Origin of the sequence: Methylomonas lenta, from assembly GCF_001644015.1 — a bacterium.
Lineage (GTDB): Bacteria > Pseudomonadota > Gammaproteobacteria > Methylococcales > Methylomonadaceae > Methylomonas > Methylomonas lenta.
The window spans coordinates 1-18,607 of the sequence record NZ_LUUI01000115.1; the positions used below are offsets into that span (position 1 = coordinate 1).

The following is an 18,607-nucleotide window of genomic DNA, read 5'->3' on the forward strand; positions in this document are numbered from 1 at the left end:
GATTTCGGGGTCCACTTTACCGCGCCATTTTGGGTAATGATTTTGACGTTCTTGGCATTGACTGATAGCGATTCATCGTTGACAGCGGCATTACGAATGTCGGCGGTAATTTTGATGTCAGCTTTGGATTCGTTTTGATCCTCAGCTGTTAAGGTGATGTTGTCCTTATCGCGAACATTCTGCTGGGTATTTTCTAATGCCGAGTTTTCAGTCAAATGGATGGCTGATGACTGTTCGGCGTGAACCACGCTGGTCAGCATGGTTATGCAGCGAACATAACTAACGGTAAGCGTATAGGCATAATTTTCCCCCTTCATGGTGATGTTTTATTTTCGGAATAATGGAACGGCATTCATTGCCGAGCTTATCCTTTTAATTTTTAGAATAACCATCGGTTTTAACTAACGACGATCAACAGTTGCGTTAACCAACAATGGCATTGAGCCTTTGCTGTGGAGTTTAAGTTACTGAAAAATCCGCATCGTGTCGGTGCGGTGTCGAACATTACAAATCAAGTTTTTTTACGGGGCATTCGTTTGTTAAACCCATACATTCAGTGCCTGAATCTCTACCAACATGAATTCAGTATCGATACTGATAATGCCTGAGGTAAGGAAATGCTGTGAATCTAGAAATTCATATCAGCTGCAAAATTTGCTTGATATATGTGCGTTACCGTACTGTGTTTAGGAAATTTCCCTTCTACTCTGTCCGCTGTAATTTATAGCTTGGCTGGCCGTAGTGGTTTTTCCCGATTCGGAAACAGACAAGGCTGAATTACTGCTTTCATCCATTCTGCAACCGGAGAAACCCGATGAATCATCCGCATCAATTTTCAATTTTGCCCGTTAAAGCGTCGAGCATCATCGGCGCCAAGGTCATTAACCCCAATGGCGACAGCCTCGGAGAGATCAATGAAATGGTCATTGATCCCCATATCGGCAGGGTCGCGTATGCCGTCGTATCATTTGGCGGCTTTCTGGGCATGGGGAAAAAGTTGTTCGCAATTCCGTTCAACGCACTGGATTACAGTGCGCAGAATAGCGAGTACGTCCTCAATATTTCCAAAGAACGCTTGGAAGCTGCACCTGGATTCGATCCGGAGCATTGGCCTTCAATAGACGATGAACAGTGGAATCGCGACGTTTACAAGTACTATGAGCGCTCGCCCTATTGGGAATAGCCCAGTGTCACTTTCTAAAAAATGGAGATAATAATGACAACAACAGAACAAAATTTTTTAGTGGCATCATCCGAGACAACGGCATCCGGGGTATCGTGGAGCTCGATTTTTGCCGGGGCTGCAGCAGCGGCCTCGCTGTCCCTCATCTTACTGATTTTAGGTGTAGGCCTGGGCTTTCCAGTGATTTCGCCATGGACCCATTCTGGCGTCAGCGCTACTGCTATCGGCCTGGCATCGATTCTCTGGCTTAGCTTCAGCCAGATTGCGGCATCCGGTCTGGGTGGTTATCTGTCAGGAAGGCTGCGTATCAGGTGGACCACCGTGCACAGAGATGAAGTTTATTTTCGCGATACCGCTCACGGCTTGCTGGCATGGGCGATTGCCTCGTTGGCGATGGCCGCGCTGTTGGGAACAGTGATCGGTAATGTCTTGGCAATTGGCACTTTTGCTAATACTGACTCCGTCTCAACTGCAAACGGGATAGCCGCTGTTCGTGCGGTAACTTCACAGAATCCAAGTCATATGCCGCCAATAGAGCTGGATGCCGGAAACTCCAAAGGTAATGGCGAGTTAGGCTATTGGCTTGATTCATTGTTCAGATCAAGTCAAGCGCCAGACGATGCAACACAGAGAAACTATGGCTCCGTAAGGCATGAGGCGGCGGGAATTGTTGTTAACGGCCTGCGCTTGAATGGCTTACCGGTGGAAGACCAACAGTATCTGGGACAAATCGTAGCACTGCAAACCGGCTTGCCCTTGGCTGATGCCGAAAAGCGCGTGGTCGATGTGTTTGGTAAGCTGCAGGCAGCGATTGAAGCAGCCGAGCAGCATGTTAAACAGACCGCGGATTCTGCGCGAAAACTAGCTGCTTATACGGCGCTATGGATGGTGGTAGCACTGTTGCTAGGGGCTTTTGTCGCGAGTCTGGCGGCCACATTTGGCGGAAGACAGCGTGATCGGGTAATTCATACCGACAGCACTTCGTTCAGCTAATGGGTGCTTCGCTATTTTTCGATTTCTTAATTCAATTCCGGGAGATAAACCATGCGTTCACTTTTACTATTAGTACTTGGCGTACCGATTCCAATCATCATTTTGATTGCATTGCTTACCCATTTTTAATGTTGTCAAGTGGCTTTGCCGCAGTATCGTGGGGACGAAAGGCTCAATTCCTACCCAACTTCCCGGATTTATCTGTCGGCCTGAACTATCTGAAACAGAGAGGGCGTTATTTCCGCTTAAGTGGTCAATCCCTATTCGGCATAAGGCCTAACAGATAGTCAAATTTCGACCGCTGCTCATTCTAATGCTTTGAAGTCGGAAAGTTGAGTGAGAAAAAGCGCACGGATAACTATTTCGGTTAATGACTTGTCGGCAGGCGATTATTTGGTTGACAACCCTTCGGCAGCAGGTAGAGCACAAAACCGTCGCGTAGATATTGATGTTTTCAATTAATTCTAATGCGTCTTGAATTGGAAAAGAGGGGTCGTTTAAACAATCGACAAAATTGATTCATAGGATTTTTGAAACGCTATAGCTAAAGTTGGCGAGGCTTTGGTTTCTGTTCATCTGGCATTGTGATGCAAAAAGGTTGACCAATTTTTAATCAAAGTGGCTTAACGCCAGTAGGGGAGGCGTGTTGAAGGAAAATGTGACAAATTTAAGGCAGGGTTATCCACAGATTTTGTGGATAACCCTTGTATGAGTGTGTTGCAAAAGCTTTCGGGTTAAATTTGTTGCATAACATAGGGCTCTTTTATTTTTAATTATTATCCAGCATAAGAATTACAACCATTTGAGATTAACAATGAAGCCGATCATTAAAATATTTTTCAAGGGGTTAATAGCGATTATCCCCATTACACTTACCCTTTATTTGCTCTTCTGGTTTGCAGACACTGTAGAGTTGGTACTGGGAAATATCTTCACGTTTTTCTTCCCTGACAGTTGGTACATTAAGGGCTTAGGTTTTTTGTTAGGTCTGCCTTTAATATTCTTTTTCGGAGGCTTTCTGGAGTCTCGAACTTTCCGCAGCCTGTTCGATCATTTTGAAGAACTCGTACTCCAGATTCCCGTTATTAAAAGTTTGTATACTGCCATACGTGATTTTAGTTCTCTTTTTTCTAGCGAAAACAGAGGTAAGTTTAAACAGGTCGTTCTGGTTAATGTCCCTCCAGGCAATAGTCAACAAATAGGTTTTATTACCGTTTCGGATTTTGATGAGGTTTTACATACCTTTATTTCCGATGACCAGGTTGTCGTATATTTACCATCTAGTTATGCGATAGGTGGCAATACGGTCATTATGTCACGAGACAACATAACAGAAATAGATATGTCTGTTGAGGATGCTCTGCGTTTTATCGCAACAGCTGGTGTTGTTGGAAATGTTAGTAATAACAAAAATAATCGTTGAAGGATTTGAGTTTCATTAAAATAAAAAATAACGCCGAGATCAAAGCCCAGCCTTGGCGTAAAGCTTTAATCGTTTCCGGGGATTCAAATGGATACTTCAACACGCACTATGCTGAGGTTATTTTGTCAATTAGGTTTAGCAGGCGGCGAGAAACCGTTACTTCGCAAAATTGCCCTGTCTGAGGCAGATTTCTGGAACGAGGCACAGGCAGCATTTTTGGCTGAAGCGGTAGCAGAGGATTCGGATTGGTGCCATCAATTCAGAATAATTAATAAAACCACAGATTACCCTTTTTAAAAAAAGGATTATTAGTTGTTCAACCGACGACTACAGCGATTGGCCTTGTTTACGTTTACTTACCTGGCTTTCTTTTCCCATTATATCCCAACAGGTAATGAATAAAGCAGCAATAATGGGGCCTAATACAAATCCTGTTAAGGAAAACCAGGTTAATCCACCCAATGTTGATACCAGTACCAGGTAATCTGACATTTTACTGTCTTTACCTATCAGCCGTGGCCGCAGAAAGTTATCAATCATACCAATGACTAAAATCCCGACGGTCAAAACGATAACCGCCTTTAACGTTTGACCTTGTAAAAACAGAATTACTGCAGCGGGAGCCCAAACTAACGCGCTGCCTACCGGTAATAAAGATAAAACTATCATTAACATACCCCATAAAAAGGCGGCGGGAATGCCTACAAACCAAAATAAAAATCCCCCGATACTGCCTTGAATAACAGCGACGATCAAACCGCCTTTAACAGTCGCTCTGGCTACGCTGGTGAAACGCTCAAATAATTCTGTTTCGATCCCGTCACCTATTGGAATCAGAAAGTTGAGTTTCCTGATCAAATGCTGACCATCCCGTAATAGAAAAAACAGGATATAGAAAGTCAAGGCAAATTGAACGATAAGGTTTAACAGGTTCTGGGTCAATGAGGGGACTTGCTGGGCTATATATTTTACGGCTTCTGCAAAGGCATTCCCTGCGGAAGAACTTATCTGCTCAACGGTTAATGCCTGCATATGTGAAAGCTTATTGAACTTCGGCAAAAGAAGCTTGATAGTGTTTTGAAAATAGACTTGGGGATTTATTTCCCCGCCTTGAATTTTTAAATAATAGTTTGTACTTTCCTCGGTTATCATCAAGGTTAAGGTTAACAAAGGAATAACAAAAACCAGAATAATCATTATCATGGTCAAAAACAACGCCAGTATTTCGGAACTTTTAAAATATTGCCTAAACAGCCGATAAACGGGATCAAAAACTACTGCCAGAATGATGGCCCAAAAACAGGCTAGTAAAAAATCCTTAATCAATAAGAAAAAAGATACTGTTACTAGCAAAACAAAGGTCAGAAAAAGAATATAAGGGGTATTTTTTTGCATGGAAAACAAATTAAAATAAAAAGAATAAGTTCTTCACCCTATCATAGCGATGATTAGTTCCCGAAACTGTTGGAATCTGGAGTGAATTATATTAATCCGCCTATATCAGCACAGGCGTAATCATTAAATCACGCCCTGAAGAATAAGAGGTTTGTAGGCCAGTGGAAATCGCATCCCTTAAAAGTCCAGCATCCCAGTGAAAACCAAATGCCTCCTAATTGCTGGTAGAGCCAGTTGTTTCGGTTGAAACGACTGGCCGCTTTGAGTTGGAAAGGTACCGTAGCGGTTTAGTCCGGTGACTACTATATATAGCTATCTATAGCGGTCATCAGCTACGGCTCTAGCTCTAATGCACCATTTCAGAATGGCCAGAGCGCCAGGATACAGTTCCCAATCCGGAGATTGGGAACCGGCAAAAATAAATTATTGATCTTTTGTATCGGTTGTAGTCGTGGAGGTCGATTCCTGAGTTTTAGTTGTAGTTGGTTCTTCAGAGGGAGCGGGTGAGGTAACACTTTTGGTGGTAGTAGAGGTAGAAGTGGATTCCTTTTCTTTGTCACAGCCAGCCAATAAGGCCAAAGTAACTAATCCAATTGCGAAGATTTCTTTAGTTTTCATAGTAGTATCCTAATTATTATATGTTTTGTTACATGTTATCTATTCTGGAATGGGTGTCCCCAAACTTCATCATTAGATAAGATTCCTAGTCGTTTCTGGTTAAAGGTAAGGTTGGTTGCATCTCCTCTTACGGCAAACAACAGATTTGTCAGAGTGGATATATAGAGGCGATGCATATTTATTTGTCTTGCTTAAGCTCTTCCTTGAGATCACCGTAGCCTGCCTGAACCTTACCGACGTTTTTTTGAACATTTCCTTCAATCTCCAGAGCATCGTCATCCAGTATTACACCGGCGGCTTCCTTGACTTTACCTTTAACTTCTTCGACTCTGCCTTTGACTTGATCTTTATTCATGAGTGTCTCCTGGTAATTATTTAGCCATAACCTAATAGCGATGACCAACGCGGAATGTACGATTAACAGTGAATTCAGTCGGTGCGGTAGCGAACATAGATTAAGAATATTTATTACTCTTAAATAAAACAGTTTTTAGGGTAATTGTTACAACGGGTTCTTAACTCCCCTAAGAAACGTACGAGTTTCCCTGCATGCTCAAGGCCTCTTTCGATACCCAATTATTCTTGGATGATCTCGTTACTTGTCCATTGTCGATGGGTGACTAAACTAGCGGGTGTGAATTCCGCCCAGATAATCGCCAGGAGCAACTATCCAAGAACTCGATAAATGAAATTTTCACCACAATATCCAGGATACAGTCCCGAAATAATCGCATTGGATACTCTCCAGTGTGTTGGCGCCGATTGAAAATTGACCAGGGGGAAATAGAGTTTCAGAGTACACCACCGTATCATATTAGTCGACCCGACTGCGGTGGTTTTAACGCCTATTGTGATTGAAAGTCAGTTCTAAATTACGGTTGCAAGCCAGCCGAAAACCTTAGCCACAAGCTAGGACAGCCACCGCATCTGGATTCATGATGCTCGCAGGTTTATCGGAGTCTTAAAAGTTTGCTCAATAGAAACCCTGCCGTTGCTGCGATACCCAGCGACGTTATGGGATTGTCGCGGACATAGCTGCGGCATTGCTTTAGCATTTTCTGTTCGGCATTTATTAGATCATCTCCTTTTTCGCCAAATGTTTCTGCGGCATGACTGCTTGCACTGGCAATCTTATCGAAAGTCTCATGTGCGTAATTAGATGCTTTATCTATGGTGTCCATAATGGTTTCCTCTCTATTTGAGCCGTCGGTCTTGACGGTGTCTGGATTCATGACGATTGTCGGTTTGACAATCACTAAACATGCGGCTCAACAGAAAGCCGGCCGCTACCGCGATACCTAGTGATATTACGGGATTGTCGCGAAAATAATTCTTGTAATTTTTCTTCAAGCGTTGCCAGCCAGTTTTCATAGTTTTGTTCTCCTATTTCATCAAGCACTTCAGCAGTCAAACCGGTCGCACTGGCGATTTTATCGACAGCCTTATAGTGTATAAAAAGCACGTGGACACATCCTGGCTTGGCTGAAAAAACATCGATACTGTAGGATAAACTCTACGATACTGAGCCCGGCTTTAGGAGGATGTCGGGGTTGCGTTAAAACCTTTAAAATACTTTAGCAGCAAAGCTATTCCCCGTCGGTACGCTGGCGTACATACAGCCGCTGCGCTCTGTTTGCCAGCTAACGCTCAATAACCAGCGACCGAGTCTGACTGAAAGGGCGTGGTCGATGCCGTCACACGCCAGATGGTGTTGCCGACATCATCGGCGACCAGCAGCGCTGCTCGCTTGTCTAACACCACACCCACTGGCCTGCCGAGCGCATCGCCATCGGGGCTAACAAAGCCTGTCAACACATCAATTGGTTCACCGAAAGGCTTGCCGTCTCTGAAAGGTACAAAGATAACTCGGTAGCCACTGCGTGGCTTACGGTTCCATGAGCCGTGTTGGCCGATGAAAACCCCGTTATTGAACGGTGCAGGCCAACTGGCGCTTCTGGAAAATGCCAGACCAAGTGATGCAGTGTGAGGCCCAAGTGCATAGTCAGGCACTCTGGCGATGGCGACTAACTCGGGGCGTTGAGGCTTTATGCGTTGGTCCAGATGTTGGCCATAGTAGCTGTATGGCCAACCAAAGAAACTGCCTTCAGGTACCGAAGTCAGATAATCCGGCACCAAGTCGCTGCCTATTTCATCGCGTTCGTTAACCACAGTCCAAAGTGTTCCTTCGTCCGGCTCCCAGGCTAGTCCATTGGGGTTGCGCAGACCTGAGGCGTAAACCCGGTAATTACTTTTCTGTGGATCGATTTCCCAAATGGCGGCCCGTTCGAACTCCTGATCGATACCATTTTCGGCAACATTACTGTTAGACCCTACTGTTACATAGAGCCGTGTCCCATCGCGATTAGCCAGCAGGTTTTTAGTCCAGTGATGATTAATAGGGCCTGCCGGTAAATCCAGTACTTTGATGCCCGGTTCAGCAATATGGGTTTCGCCGTCGTTATAGTGAAACTTTATCAGTGCATCCGTATTGGCCACGTAAAAATTGTCGCCAACTAGCGCCATGCCGAACGGTGAGTTGAGTCCTTCTATAAACACGCTCCGAGTTTCCGCTACCCCGTCACCATCGGTGTCGCGCAGCAGCGTGATGCGATTAGCGCTGGGTACGCCTGCGCCAACTTTATTCATGGCCCATTTTATGAGCCAGCCTTTGATACCTTTCCCATCTTCAGGTTTTGCTGGAGTATTGGTCTCGGCGACCAAAACGTCGCCGTTGGGTAGCACATAAAGCCATCGTGGGTGATCGAGTTCATCGGCAAAGGCGTTGACGATCAACCCAAGGGCTGCATCAGGTTTGCCATTCGCGGGCCAGCCCACAGCCGGCGCGATGTTCACCGTGGGAATCAAGGTCGGATTGGGTGGTGGCAGTTGTGGGTGAGGGCCGACACCCGCCGAAACCGGCAATTGTGCCACCTCGCCACATGCGGTTAGCGAGATCATTACTACTACGAATAACAACGAATGTGTTGGGTACATGATGTCAGAAGCCTGATGCACAAATAGCGATGAGTATGATAGCTAGACTTTTAAGCATTTGGAATTCCCCCTAAAAAGCCGTTTATTGGCGACAATACGCGCGGCAGATAAACATTTAACTATCGAAGAGATATTTGCTTAAACCTGCGACTTTTATGTTCGGTTGCTAAAAATGGATTTGACAGCATTCAAGTAGCAGCCAAGCTGGCTTGGCTGCACTGCTCAATAATACTATTTTTTATTTGTCTTCCTTAATATCCTGTTTGATATCACCATAGCCCTTTTGGGCTTTGCCGAGATTCTTTTGGACATTTCCTTTTATCTCCATGCCTTTGTCGTCCAGTATTTTGCCGGTAACTTCCTTGACTGTACCTTTGGTTTCTTCGACACGGCCTTCTACTTGGTCTTCATTCATAGGCGTTTCAATTTTGCTATCTTCGGCATAAGCGCTTAACGAGCAGAGTGTCAAAATAAAGCCAGCGCATAAAGTGTTGAATTTGTTGTGGGTGAATTTCATGATATTTCCTGTAAATATGTTAAGTATCCGGTTTCTAATGAATAGCAAGTCAGCAGGGCTGGACTTTATTGTTCGGTTAGCAAGTTCTCATTCAATCGACTTTTTGATATCTTCCTTGACGTCACCAAAGCCCGACTGAACCTTACCGATATTTTTTTGGATATTGCCTTCTATTTCCATATCTTCGTCATCCAGTATCTTGCCGGTGACTTCCTTGACTTTGCCTTTGGTTTCTTCGATTCGGCCTTTTAATTGATCTTTGTTCATTGTGGCTCCTGTGAATTGATTTTGTGATTATTTTAGATTGAGCGAATTCCGCGATTGTTCGGCGCTCAGATAAAACCATACTCGTAATCCTGAACTCGGTCGGTGCGGCAACGCACATTGATTATTAGAAAACAACTCTAAAAATTATTGCCGCTCAGGGGGGCAGGGGGCTTTCGTAAGTCTGTGCGATAGCGTACAGACTATCAGCCATCTTGTCGTTAAGCTGTTTCTACACTTAAAAGAGGAGAACTTCCATGAATATCGCGATCGAACCCGTGCTGGCACTTGTGATAGGGATTTTAATTTTGGTGGTGCCAAGGTTTTTTAAATTATTTCGTGGCCGTGTATTTGATTGTCGTGGGTATTTTGGGACTCATACACAGATGATGAGATGCTACCCAAAGACCAAGTTTGCGCAGATTTAGAATCGTTTTTAGTTTAATTTTCTCTCTACAAGGAGCAATATCATGTCAATTGGCACAATTTTACTCGTCATTCTTATCCTGATGCTCGTTGGTGTCATTCCAGTCTGGCCGCATAGCCGCAATTGGGGTTATGGACCTTCTGGTGGGCTTGGGACGGTTTTGATCATCTTACTGGTTCTGGTCTTATTAGGTATCATTTAGCCGCAAAGTAATCCCGTTCCAATTGCCTCTCCAGAGTCCATACGATGCGAGTTGTCGCAATCTGGATCTGTGAGAGGTAATACCTATACTGGCAAACTGAAAGCCGGCCAGAGATGTATATAACTTGCCCCAGTTTCAGTGTATCTGTTGCCTTTAACTATGTCCCATCACTAAGTGTGTTACCGTGCAGATGTATTCACTTGGGATCAGTATGCTTATTGGGCATATTGGCTTTAAAGTCTGATAAAGACATTTAAAGCTATCCCATTTGATCAAATAGAGGGAAGTACTTAATGACGACACAAGAAAGTCCTGGCCACAATCTTTTGTTGGCTGCACTCCCTGTAGAGACTTTTCAACGACTAATTCACCATTTGGAATTGGTTCATATGAACTATGGCCAAGTCATCTACGAATCTGGACGTGCGCTAAATTACTTTTATTTCCCGACTTCATGCGTGGTGTCGAAGGTTAATTTTACTGTAGACGGCACATCGAGTGAGCTTGCGCAGGTCGGTAACGAAGGCTTTGTCGGGCTTGGTCTTTTAATGGGTGGCGGAACAATGACACATCAAGCCATCGTTAGCCGCAAGGGATATAGCTATCGATTGCGGAAGCAACTTTTCATGCACGATTTCGACCATCAATATGGACTTTGTGGCGATATAATGTTCTTGCAACTGTTATTACGCAGCGTTCAGGCGATGATTGCCCAAATAGTGCAAACTGCCGCTTGTAATCGCCATCATTCAATTTATCAGCAACTATCACGTTGGTTACTGGTAAATCTCGATAGACAAGCTTCAAATGAATTGATTGTGACCCAGGATCACATCGCCAGTATGCTGGGGGTGCGCAGAGAAAGTGTCACTGAAGCGGCCGGGAAGTTACTGCAAAAAGGTTTGATTAGTTACAGTAGAGGTCATATTAACGTCTTGAGTCGCCCTGGTTTGGAAGTTCAGGTTTGCGAGTGCTACAACGTGCTTAAAACCGAATATAACCGCCTCAGACCAATGCCCACTGATATGGCCGCTTAAACTATTAAAATAAGCCTTCCTTGGTGAACGATTTCGCTGTCGTTTGTGTGGGCGGGCGCTTGACGCTTATATTAGGTTGTTAAATTTTACCGGCTAACCTGGGTGTGGCTATAGTCATTGTTAATCACATGATCAAAATGCATACCATCCTGCATAAAGTTTTGTCGAAGCCACCAACATGCCGGTTGAGCTAATCCCGAAAAGTTTGCTAATTGAATCTAAAAGCGTGTTTATCATTTTCGGTAATTCCGAATAATACAGTTATCAATGTGCGTTGCCGAACAGATCAGCGCCGTTAATCGCTGTATGGTTTGTTTTAGTTAAAGGGATTAATAAGGCTTTCAAACTGATTAATAGTCATTATTTGTCAGCCTCCAGGTTAACAATTCAGTGTCGGGATAGACAGTCTGCAAAATGCTGCCCCAATATTTTCAATATAGCTGACTCAAAATAAGCCAAGCGGAGAACTATCATGATTCACCCAGACCAGATTAAACCCGATATGCCTGTTGTTTGCTCAGAAGGCAGGCAGTTTGCCAGTGTTGACCAGATGGAAAATACCAACTATCTCAAGCTGAAGAAAGATGACGTTGGTCAGCATCATTATATTCCGCTAACGTGGGTCAAATCGACCGAGAACGGCAAGGTTATGCTGGATCATCCTGCTGATGAGGCCATGCGGGAGTGGTCAACTGTTTCGCCCACGTTCTAAGTGAATATACGGTCGAGCCAAGCTAGACTCCTTGTTACTGCCAAATTCCAGCTGAAACATGTCAATACCAAGCAAAACTGATCTTGTCGTTCAGTAACCTTGCCAAACAGCGTGTTTCAGCATGGAATTTATGTTGAGTGAAGCGTTGCCCATCTATTCAGGTGGGCTGGGCAATGTCGCTGGTGATCAGCTTAAAGCCGCTAGCGATCAGGGTGTACCGGTAATCGGTGTGGACTTGCTTTACCAGCAAGATTATTTCCGCCAGGTGCTTGCTAAGAACGGCACGCAACAGGCTCTTTATCCCTATAACGACCCGGGACAGATTATGCTGGTGAGAAAAATTTGGAACCCAGAATTGCTGTCGTTGCAAGATAGTAACTAAGTTATATATTTCAGGAGCACAACTATGTTGGTAACGTTTACCACCGATGCTTATGCCGACACCATCATGTTTGGGGATGTTGCCCTTGCCATGCTGAAAATGATGGGGCACAGCGAAACCGTACCAGGCGCGATCCTGGCGGCCGATATTCCCGAGGTACTGAATCGGTTGAAAGCCGCTATCGATGCCAAAAAAGATTTGCCGACAGCCAAGGTTATGGATGAGTCTGGCGTGAGCCTCGCTCATCGAGCATTGCCGCTGATTGATCTTCTTACCGCCGCTGCAAAAGCAGAGGTTGACGTCATGTGGAAATGAATACTCAGTCCAGTGGAGGGACGCAACTCAACGAGACAGATTTATGATGAACAACATGATGAATGTTACCCACGAGTGGATGATGGACGGGATGTGGCTTTGGGCGCTGATTGGCGTGTTGCTGATAGTCTTGCCGATGGTCGTTATTATCAAACTCTCCAAAGATTAAGGTTTGGGCAAAAATAACGTCCATTTATGGTACCCATGCTCTGTGTGGGTACCGGGTGGAGGGGACGCTCCAGCGTCCCAAACCGCGGAGCGGTTCCGGCTGCATTCCCACGCGAAGCATGGGAACTATGAGCGTGAAATTCTGTAAGTTATTTCCGACCATATCCTAAGCCAGTGCTTAGCGCTGCTATAACGTCAACTTTAAACCCTGAAAGGAGAACGACTATGCTATACAAATTAACTAGTAACAAATCGGTGAGTGAAACCGCGACTGCCTTGCATACGGCCGTCGAGGCGAATCATTTTGGCGTCATGCAGGTTCATAACCTGAAAGAAACCATGAATAAGAAAGGCGTCGAGTTCGTCAACGAATGTCAGATCTTTGAAGTTTGCCAACCGCTGCAAGCAAAGAAGGTGCTCGATGAAAACATGAGTGTCTCCACCGCACTGCCATGCCGAATTTCTGTTTATGAAGAGGACGGTAAAACCATGCTAGCGACATTGAAACCCAGCACACTGTTGGCGATGTTCAACACACCGCAACTGGCAGAGGTAGCACAAGAAGTGGAAGACACCATCGTTAAAATCATGAATGAGGCGGCGTCGGCCTGATTGATGGCAATGGCGGCGATGGTCGATGAAAGCTAAGTCGGGGGCAAAAGATTTTCCTGTCGTTTGCGTAGGCGGTTCGGCCGGCGGCCTTGACGCCTATATCCAATTACTACAAAATCTGCCGCCCGATTTAGGTGTTGCGATTGTGATTGTTAATCACGTCAGAACCGTATCTACCATGCTGCACGAGATTCTCCCGCGGTACACCCAGATGCCAGTGGAACTGATCACGGAGAAATTAGATATCGTACCCAACCATGTGTTCATCATTCCTGAAAAGCGTGATTTGCATATTCTTGACGGAGAATTCCATCTAAAACCCATCTCAAAACCGCGAGGATGGCCGGACGTGATTACAGTATTTCTTCGTTCCCTGGCAGAGAATTGGGACGGTAAACTGATCGCTATTATTGTTTCTGGCTATGATGGAGATGGTGCCGCGGCGCTGTCCGAGATAAAACAAGCCGGTGGCATTACCATCGCACAGAAGCTCGATACCGCCAAACAACCTGATATGCCTGAGAGTGCAATTGCCAGCGGGTATATCGATTTTGTGCTTTCCCCAGCGGATATCGCTCAAGAAATTGTCCGAATTTCGCAAACGACAGCAACGGTTTAGTGAGGGTTGAATAATATGAATCCACCACCCGACCTCGCTGAACAACCCAAAAAAAACCAAGCCTGGCACAGGCTGTCCGTCGAGGAAACGCTGACACAGCTCGGTTCCTCCTCGGCAGGACTGTCGACCCAAGAAGCGGCTATTCGACTTGCCGCCAACGGCCCAAACGCACTGAAGGAAGCCAAGCGCATCAGCCCGTTACGGATTTTCCTCGACCAGTTCAAGAGCCTGATCATCTGGATACTGATTGTGGCGGGTATCGTCTCCGGCCTGTTGGGCGAAACGCTGGATGCCGGTGCCATCCTGGCCATCGTCGTGCTCAACGCCGTCATTGGCTTTTACCAAGAGTTCAATGCCGAGAAGTCCATTGCGGCGCTAAAGAAGATGACCGCGCCGCAGGCCAAGGTATGGCGCGATGGAAAAGTCATGTCGATTGCAGCCTCCGGAATTGTTATCGGCGACGTCCTGGCGCTGGAAGCCGGCGACTTGATCGCCGCCGATGCCCGGCTGCTGGAGGCCGCCTCGCTCAGATGCATCGAAGCGACGCTAACCGGCGAATCGTTAGCACAGACCAAGCATGCCGAGACTTTGGATCAGATTGATGTCCCGCTGGCCGACCGCGACAATATGCTGTTCATGGGCACCAGTGTCGCGGCGGGTACCGGGCTGGCCGTGGTTGTGGCCACGGCGATGCAGACCGAGTTGGGTCGTATCGCCGGTTTGATTGCAGAAGCGGCTGAGGAGGAACAGACCCCGCTGGAGAAAAAGCTTGAGTCCTTCGGACAGATCTTGGTGTGGACGGCGTTGGGTGTTGTCGCATTATTGTTCGGATTGGGCCTGCTGCGCGGTACGGACTTGTTCGAGTTATTTATGACATCGGTGAGCCTTGCCGTGGCAGCGGTGCCGGAAGGACTGCCGGCCGTCGTGACGGTGGCGTTGTCTCTGGGTGTGGTGCGCATGTCCCGCCGCCATGCGCTGATGCGCAAACTATCCGCCGTCGAAACGCTGGGCTCGACTAGCGTGATCTGCACCGACAAGACCGGGACCTTGACGGTGGGACAAATGACCGTGCGCGCGTTTTTCGTGGCTGGGCAGCGTTATCAGGTCAGCGGCGAAGGTTACGGGCCGGAAGGCGAAGTGCTGATCGAAGGCAAACAGATCGACGTGGAACATGCGGCGCCATTGCTTAAACTCGCAACGGTCATACTGGCTTGTAATAACGCTCATCTTTCCCAGGAAAAAGGCAGCTGGCAAGTCGTGGGCGACCCCACCGAAGGTGCGTTATTGGTGGGCGGGACTAAAGCGGGCGGCGACCGGGAACGCATCGAGCGAGAGATGCCCAAACAGCATGAAATTCCGTTCGATTCCGATCGTAAACTGAGCACGGTGGTCCGCAAACTGCCGGACGGCCAAATACGCGCCTTCAGCAATGGCGCGCCGGATGTGCTGTTGCATCGCTGCACAAAACTCTACACCAGCGCCGGTGTCCGTCCCTTGACGGACCAGGATCGTCAGGCCATCGTGGCGCAAAATACCGCGATGGCGCAGCAAGCCCTGCGCGTGCTCGGTTCGGCTTATCGCGACCTGGACATTGACTCATCCGCTGAGCTCGTCGCCGACGCCGTTGAACAGGATCTGGTATTCGTGGGTCTGTCGGGCATGTTTGATCCGCCGCGCCAGGAAGCCAAGGATGCCGTCGCCAAATGTCGCGCAGCCGGCATTCGGGTGGTGATGATTACCGGCGATCATCCGTATACCGCGACCGCCATTGCCCGGGAAATCGGCATTGCTGGCGATGATGACACAGCCGTCGCGGGTATCGAATTGGACAAGCTGTCTGATGAAGAGCTGCAGCAGCGTATAGCCAAAATCGCCGTGTATGCCCGTGTTACCGCCGAACACAAATTGCGCATCATCCGCGCCTGGAAAGCCAACGATGCGGTGGTGGCGATGACCGGCGACGGCGTCAACGATGCGCCGGCCATCAAGGGCGCCGACATCGGCATCGCTATGGGCAAAGCCGGTACGGAGGTCACCAAGCAGGCGGCGGATATGATCATCACTGATGACAACTTCACTTCCATTGTCGCCGCTGTCGAAGAGGGGCGCGGCATCTATGACAATATCCGCAAGACCCTGCAATACTTGCTGGCGGGCAACAGCGGCGAGTTATTGCTGATGGCTGTTTGCGTGGTCGTAGGGTTGCCGACACCATTGCTGCCCATACACCTGCTGTGGATCAATCTGGTCACCGACGGTCTGCCGGCATTGTGCTTGGCCACCGATCCGATCGATCCCGACGTCATGCAGCGCCAACCGCGACCGCGTTCCGAGCGCATCACCACCCCTAACTTTCTTCGCACCATGGGTTTTACCGGCTTGCTGACGGCGAGTGTGGCATTCGTGGTTTACGTCTATATTCTGAAGACGGAAACCACGGAAATCGCACGTACCTATGCTTTTGCCGTGCTGGTGTTCGCCGAGCTGTTGCGAGCCTTCGGCGCCCGTAGCGAAACCAAACCGGTCTGGCGTATTTCGTTGTTTACCAACCTCAACCTGGTCGTGGTGATCGCCGTTTCGTTCGGTCTGCAAGTGTTGAGTCAGCATAACGAAATGCTGGGTCGCTTCTTAAAAACCTCATCCATGCCGTTCAGCGATTGTTTGCTGCTGGTCGTATTGGGTGCTATCCCGTTGCTAGTGCTGGAGGGAGTGAAGCTAATACGGCATGCGCAAATGCCAACCAATACAGCGCCGGAAATAGCCAAGCAGCGATTTAGTCTAAACAGCTGTCGAGTTTGGAATACAGTCTGCCTGGCCGTGAATAAGTTTTCGCAGATCAACGGCGCTCAGTCGGTCGCGGCGTTCACTCACTACGCGTTCCTCTCGCTATTTCCTTTAATCGTCCTCATCGTCACCATTGCCTCAGTGTTTATTAATCAAGCACAAGCCAACCAGGCGGTCATTTCCTATATCGAAAACTATGTCCCCATCACTGGTGAGATGCAAAGCTACATTTTTGGCACCATCAGCGGTGTAATAAAAGCCCGGGGACAGGCCAGTGCTGTCGCATTTCTAATGCTGATTTGGGCGGCCATGGGCTTTTTCGCCACCCTGATTCGCACCACTAACCAAGCTTGGTGTACTGAAACCGCCAACTGGTGGCGGCTACCGTTCAAAAGCCTAGGGTTTCTGCTGATTTTGGTTAGCCTGGTTTTGTTGGGTGTCGTGCTGCCGGCGCTGGCGAAAATGGCCCAAAATTGGCTATTTCCAGTGCATGATTTTGCTGCTTGGGTCTATGGTTCAGGGGGGTATTTTGTGGCTTCACTGGTGGTGTTTTTCAGTTTGAGCTTGTTTTATCGGCTGGCTCCCAGTCGGCCCACTCGCTTTGCTGAAGTCTGGCTTGCCGCGCTGTGTGCGACTGCATTATTACAGGTGGCCGAAAGTTTATTCTTGATCTATCTGAAAGACTTCGCCACCTTAAACGCCGTTTATGGTGCCTTCGGCGGGATCATGGCCTTACTCCTGTGGATTTACTTATCCGGGTGCATTTTTATTTTCGGTGCCTGCCTGTGCGCCGCACAGTCCGAAAGCCGAGTTGTGTTGATGAATGCAGAAAAAATGGCTTTGCTCAAGAGCACCGATTAAGGAGAGCTGATCTGGCTGCGTGCATCTGCATTATCGGCCACTGGTTCCGTCGTTGTTGTCAGATCCTGGTCTTCGCGAAAAGATAAGATTAATTCGCGCGGCGAACAAATGGCAAATAAGCTATCCTGCAAACAGTAGGTGCGATTTACTCTAAAGGGCATAAAAGCTTGCGTAATCGCACATTTCGAAGCCTACATTCCTCCGATTACGCTATCGTTAATCGGGGCGGGCTAAATGCCGCTTCGTTAGAATTATCTCTATGTTTTCGGCAAGGAAGGGCTACTATTTCCATAGCATAGTTTTAGAGTCTATTGTCTTAAAGGAGAAAATCAGGGATGATTCTTGTATCTGACAAAACTTTTTTATCCAAAACTGATTGTGTACTGGGAGAAAATATTTGAGTGAGCTCTGAACTTATGGGGTTTGGTAGTGGCTGTAATCGGTTTTATTTCTTCGACTTTTTTGATTATCTAAAATATAAAGACATAAAACTTAAGGGAATATTAATTTAATGAAAAAGCTAACTACAAAGAAAAGAATATACACTATCAATATTCAGGCTAAAGAATATGAGCGCCAAATAAAGAATTCGAATTTAGCTAAAAATAAATCCATAAAAGAAAAGCTTAAAAAAAGAAACCGAAAAGACTGTGGTGATGTAATAGATATTTTCGCCCCAAAAGAATTTAGTCTTTCAACTGAAGAAAATAGAAAACTATTGATGGAGTTTTTAAATAAGGCAATAAGTCATCTTAAAGCTGGGCGCAATGTTAGCATTTGTTTCAAAAAAACCAAAACACTTATTCCATGTGGAACTTTGTTGGCAACTTCTAAGATTGAACAGCTAGTGAATACATATCCCGGAAAAGTTAGCTGTACATATCCTGAAGATAACGTTGTAGAACAATTGTTTCAACATATTGGTTTGCTTGATAAGCTTGGTAAGTTACCAAGAAAAGACATTGACGAGGATAGCGTTCGTTTCTGGCATTATGTGTCAGGTAAGTCCGCTGATGATGTTTCCCAATTTAAGGATTTGCTTCAATCAGCTTCTTTGTCAGAGGATACGAGGTCTGGTTTATTGTAAGCGCCCTTAAATCC

General features: G+C 46.7%; 24 protein-coding genes and 1 pseudogene. 15 read left to right on the plus strand and 10 right to left on the minus strand.

The window, feature by feature from the left end; genetic code table 11:
* The coding region (locus A1359_RS13545; RefSeq protein WP_066983887.1) for a hypothetical protein at nt 1-317 on the minus strand (317 nt) is incomplete at its 3' end.
* Nucleotides 318-814: 497 nt separating this feature from the next.
* Here A1359_RS13545 and A1359_RS13550 point away from each other — a divergent pair.
* The 4 genes from A1359_RS13550 (at nt 815) to A1359_RS13565 (ending at nt 3,896) form a co-directional block, all read left to right on the plus strand.
* Nucleotides 815-1,183, plus strand: coding sequence for a PRC-barrel domain-containing protein (locus tag A1359_RS13550; RefSeq protein ID WP_066983890.1), 369 nt, complete (start codon nt 815-817; stop codon nt 1,181-1,183).
* A 33-nt stretch (nt 1,184-1,216) separates the two neighbouring features.
* Nucleotides 1,217-2,176, plus strand: a complete 960-nt coding sequence (locus A1359_RS13555) for a hypothetical protein (RefSeq protein ID WP_066983893.1) — start codon at nt 1,217-1,219, stop codon at nt 2,174-2,176.
* Between the two features lie 814 nt (nt 2,177-2,990).
* Nucleotides 2,991-3,599: a DUF502 domain-containing protein gene (locus A1359_RS13560; protein WP_066983896.1), complete on the plus strand. Its 609-nt coding sequence runs from the start codon at nt 2,991-2,993 to the stop codon at nt 3,597-3,599.
* Between the two features lie 87 nt (nt 3,600-3,686).
* Entirely contained in the window at nt 3,687-3,896 is a 210-nt protein-coding gene (locus A1359_RS13565) for a DUF2789 family protein (RefSeq protein WP_066983900.1), read from the plus strand.
* Nucleotides 3,897-3,926: 30 nt separating this feature from the next.
* On the opposite strand, the gene A1359_RS13570 is transcribed toward A1359_RS13565, so the two are convergent.
* The 8 genes from A1359_RS13570 to A1359_RS13605 form a co-directional block, all read right to left on the minus strand.
* A complete protein-coding gene (locus A1359_RS13570; protein WP_066983904.1) occupies nt 3,927-4,994 on the minus strand; it encodes an AI-2E family transporter in 1,068 nt (355 codons plus the stop codon).
* A gap of 423 nt (nt 4,995-5,417) precedes the next feature.
* The gene (locus tag A1359_RS13575) at nt 5,418-5,612 is read right to left on the minus strand and encodes a hypothetical protein (protein ID WP_066983907.1); all 195 of its coding nucleotides are present in this window, start codon (nt 5,610-5,612) and stop codon (nt 5,418-5,420) included.
* 178 nt (nt 5,613-5,790) lie between these two features.
* Nucleotides 5,791-5,967, minus strand: a complete 177-nt coding sequence (locus tag A1359_RS13580) for a CsbD family protein (RefSeq protein WP_066983910.1) — start codon at nt 5,965-5,967, stop codon at nt 5,791-5,793.
* Nucleotides 5,968-6,562: 595 nt separating this feature from the next.
* Entirely contained in the window at nt 6,563-6,793 is a 231-nt protein-coding gene (locus tag A1359_RS13585; RefSeq protein ID WP_066983947.1) for a DUF883 family protein, read from the minus strand.
* A gap of 74 nt (nt 6,794-6,867) precedes the next feature.
* On the minus strand, nt 6,868-7,074 hold the full coding sequence (locus A1359_RS13590) for a hypothetical protein (protein WP_066983912.1): 207 nt from the start codon (nt 7,072-7,074) through the stop codon (nt 6,868-6,870).
* A gap of 185 nt (nt 7,075-7,259) precedes the next feature.
* Nucleotides 7,260-8,606 carry a PQQ-dependent sugar dehydrogenase gene (locus tag A1359_RS13595; RefSeq protein ID WP_066983915.1) on the minus strand — a complete coding sequence of 449 codons (1,347 nt, stop codon included), beginning with the start codon at nt 8,604-8,606 and terminating at the stop codon, nt 7,260-7,262.
* 238 nt (nt 8,607-8,844) lie between these two features.
* The gene (locus tag A1359_RS13600; RefSeq protein WP_066983918.1) at nt 8,845-9,123 is read right to left on the minus strand and encodes a CsbD family protein; all 279 of its coding nucleotides are present in this window, start codon (nt 9,121-9,123) and stop codon (nt 8,845-8,847) included.
* Nucleotides 9,124-9,210: 87 nt separating this feature from the next.
* Nucleotides 9,211-9,390, minus strand: coding sequence for a CsbD family protein (locus A1359_RS13605; RefSeq protein WP_066983920.1), 180 nt, complete (start codon nt 9,388-9,390; stop codon nt 9,211-9,213).
* Between the two features lie 254 nt (nt 9,391-9,644).
* On the opposite strand from A1359_RS13605, the pseudogene A1359_RS21965 reads away from it, so the two are divergent.
* From A1359_RS21965 to A1359_RS13645, 10 genes and pseudogenes are all read left to right on the plus strand, one after another.
* Nucleotides 9,645-9,777, plus strand: a pseudogene (locus tag A1359_RS21965) (DUF3096 domain-containing protein).
* An 80-nt stretch (nt 9,778-9,857) separates the two neighbouring features.
* Nucleotides 9,858-10,016 (plus strand): DUF3309 family protein, encoded by a 159-nt coding sequence (locus tag A1359_RS13610; protein ID WP_066983923.1) that lies wholly within the window; start codon nt 9,858-9,860, stop codon nt 10,014-10,016.
* A gap of 293 nt (nt 10,017-10,309) precedes the next feature.
* Nucleotides 10,310-11,053, plus strand: coding sequence for a Crp/Fnr family transcriptional regulator (locus tag A1359_RS13615; RefSeq protein WP_066983926.1), 744 nt, complete (start codon nt 10,310-10,312; stop codon nt 11,051-11,053).
* Between the two features lie 472 nt (nt 11,054-11,525).
* Nucleotides 11,526-11,765 (plus strand): DUF2171 domain-containing protein, encoded by a 240-nt coding sequence (locus A1359_RS13620; protein ID WP_066983929.1) that lies wholly within the window; start codon nt 11,526-11,528, stop codon nt 11,763-11,765.
* Nucleotides 11,766-11,886: 121 nt separating this feature from the next.
* Entirely contained in the window at nt 11,887-12,147 is a 261-nt protein-coding gene (locus A1359_RS13625) for a hypothetical protein (protein WP_066983932.1), read from the plus strand.
* Nucleotides 12,148-12,171: 24 nt separating this feature from the next.
* A complete protein-coding gene (locus A1359_RS13630) occupies nt 12,172-12,462 on the plus strand; it encodes a DUF1840 domain-containing protein (protein ID WP_066983934.1) in 291 nt (96 codons plus the stop codon).
* Between the two features lie 43 nt (nt 12,463-12,505).
* A complete protein-coding gene (locus A1359_RS23485) occupies nt 12,506-12,631 on the plus strand; it encodes a hypothetical protein (protein ID WP_269747928.1) in 126 nt (41 codons plus the stop codon).
* A gap of 224 nt (nt 12,632-12,855) precedes the next feature.
* Nucleotides 12,856-13,242, plus strand: coding sequence for a DUF302 domain-containing protein (locus tag A1359_RS13635; RefSeq protein WP_066983936.1), 387 nt, complete (start codon nt 12,856-12,858; stop codon nt 13,240-13,242).
* A 25-nt stretch (nt 13,243-13,267) separates the two neighbouring features.
* A complete protein-coding gene (locus A1359_RS13640; protein ID WP_066983940.1) occupies nt 13,268-13,861 on the plus strand; it encodes a chemotaxis protein CheB in 594 nt (197 codons plus the stop codon).
* Between the two features lie 15 nt (nt 13,862-13,876).
* Entirely contained in the window at nt 13,877-17,506 is a 3,630-nt protein-coding gene (locus A1359_RS13645) for an HAD-IC family P-type ATPase (RefSeq protein WP_157200552.1), read from the plus strand.
* Here the strand turns inward: A1359_RS13645 and A1359_RS22835 are convergent.
* Complete coding sequence (locus A1359_RS22835; protein WP_198159361.1) at nt 17,503-17,667, minus strand: hypothetical protein; 165 nt, start codon at nt 17,665-17,667, stop codon at nt 17,503-17,505. The two genes, A1359_RS13645 and A1359_RS22835, sit on opposite strands and share 4 nt — an antisense overlap.
* Before the next feature lie 350 nt (nt 17,668-18,017).
* Between A1359_RS22835 and A1359_RS13650 the strand changes: the two genes are divergently transcribed.
* The gene (locus tag A1359_RS13650; RefSeq protein ID WP_066983943.1) at nt 18,018-18,593 is read left to right on the plus strand and encodes a hypothetical protein; all 576 of its coding nucleotides are present in this window, start codon (nt 18,018-18,020) and stop codon (nt 18,591-18,593) included.
* The last annotated feature ends 14 nt before the right edge of the window (nt 18,594-18,607 follow it).

What these genes read in the sequence shown, in the direction of transcription:
- A1359_RS13550 (WP_066983890.1), top strand. Translation starts at nt 815, where the DNA reads ATGAATCATCCGCATCAATTTTCAATTTTGCCCGTTAAAGCGTCGAGC.
- A1359_RS13555 (WP_066983893.1), top strand. Translation starts at nt 1,217, where the DNA reads ATGACAACAACAGAACAAAATTTTTTAGTGGCATCATCCGAGACAACG.
- A1359_RS13560 (WP_066983896.1), top strand. Translation starts at nt 2,991, where the DNA reads ATGAAGCCGATCATTAAAATATTTTTCAAGGGGTTAATAGCGATTATC.
- A1359_RS13565 (WP_066983900.1), top strand. Translation starts at nt 3,687, where the DNA reads ATGGATACTTCAACACGCACTATGCTGAGGTTATTTTGTCAATTAGGT.
- A1359_RS13570 (WP_066983904.1), bottom strand. Translation starts at nt 4,994, where the DNA reads ATGCAAAAAAATACCCCTTATATTCTTTTTCTGACCTTTGTTTTGCTA.
- A1359_RS13575 (WP_066983907.1), bottom strand. Translation starts at nt 5,612, where the DNA reads ATGAAAACTAAAGAAATCTTCGCAATTGGATTAGTTACTTTGGCCTTA.
- A1359_RS13580 (WP_066983910.1), bottom strand. Translation starts at nt 5,967, where the DNA reads ATGAATAAAGATCAAGTCAAAGGCAGAGTCGAAGAAGTTAAAGGTAAA.
- A1359_RS13585 (WP_066983947.1), bottom strand. Translation starts at nt 6,793, where the DNA reads ATGGACACCATAGATAAAGCATCTAATTACGCACATGAGACTTTCGAT.
- A1359_RS13595 (WP_066983915.1), bottom strand. Translation starts at nt 8,606, where the DNA reads ATGTACCCAACACATTCGTTGTTATTCGTAGTAGTAATGATCTCGCTA.
- A1359_RS13600 (WP_066983918.1), bottom strand. Translation starts at nt 9,123, where the DNA reads ATGAAATTCACCCACAACAAATTCAACACTTTATGCGCTGGCTTTATT.
- A1359_RS13605 (WP_066983920.1), bottom strand. Translation starts at nt 9,390, where the DNA reads ATGAACAAAGATCAATTAAAAGGCCGAATCGAAGAAACCAAAGGCAAA.
- A1359_RS13610 (WP_066983923.1), top strand. Translation starts at nt 9,858, where the DNA reads ATGTCAATTGGCACAATTTTACTCGTCATTCTTATCCTGATGCTCGTT.
- A1359_RS13615 (WP_066983926.1), top strand. Translation starts at nt 10,310, where the DNA reads ATGACGACACAAGAAAGTCCTGGCCACAATCTTTTGTTGGCTGCACTC.
- A1359_RS13620 (WP_066983929.1), top strand. Translation starts at nt 11,526, where the DNA reads ATGATTCACCCAGACCAGATTAAACCCGATATGCCTGTTGTTTGCTCA.
- A1359_RS13625 (WP_066983932.1), top strand. Translation starts at nt 11,887, where the DNA reads ATGGAATTTATGTTGAGTGAAGCGTTGCCCATCTATTCAGGTGGGCTG.
- A1359_RS13630 (WP_066983934.1), top strand. Translation starts at nt 12,172, where the DNA reads ATGTTGGTAACGTTTACCACCGATGCTTATGCCGACACCATCATGTTT.
- A1359_RS23485 (WP_269747928.1), top strand. Translation starts at nt 12,506, where the DNA reads ATGATGAACAACATGATGAATGTTACCCACGAGTGGATGATGGACGGG.
- A1359_RS13635 (WP_066983936.1), top strand. Translation starts at nt 12,856, where the DNA reads ATGCTATACAAATTAACTAGTAACAAATCGGTGAGTGAAACCGCGACT.
- A1359_RS13640 (WP_066983940.1), top strand. Translation starts at nt 13,268, where the DNA reads ATGAAAGCTAAGTCGGGGGCAAAAGATTTTCCTGTCGTTTGCGTAGGC.
- A1359_RS13645 (WP_157200552.1), top strand. Translation starts at nt 13,877, where the DNA reads ATGAATCCACCACCCGACCTCGCTGAACAACCCAAAAAAAACCAAGCC.
- A1359_RS22835 (WP_198159361.1), bottom strand. Translation starts at nt 17,667, where the DNA reads ATGCCCTTTAGAGTAAATCGCACCTACTGTTTGCAGGATAGCTTATTT.
- A1359_RS13650 (WP_066983943.1), top strand. Translation starts at nt 18,018, where the DNA reads ATGAAAAAGCTAACTACAAAGAAAAGAATATACACTATCAATATTCAG.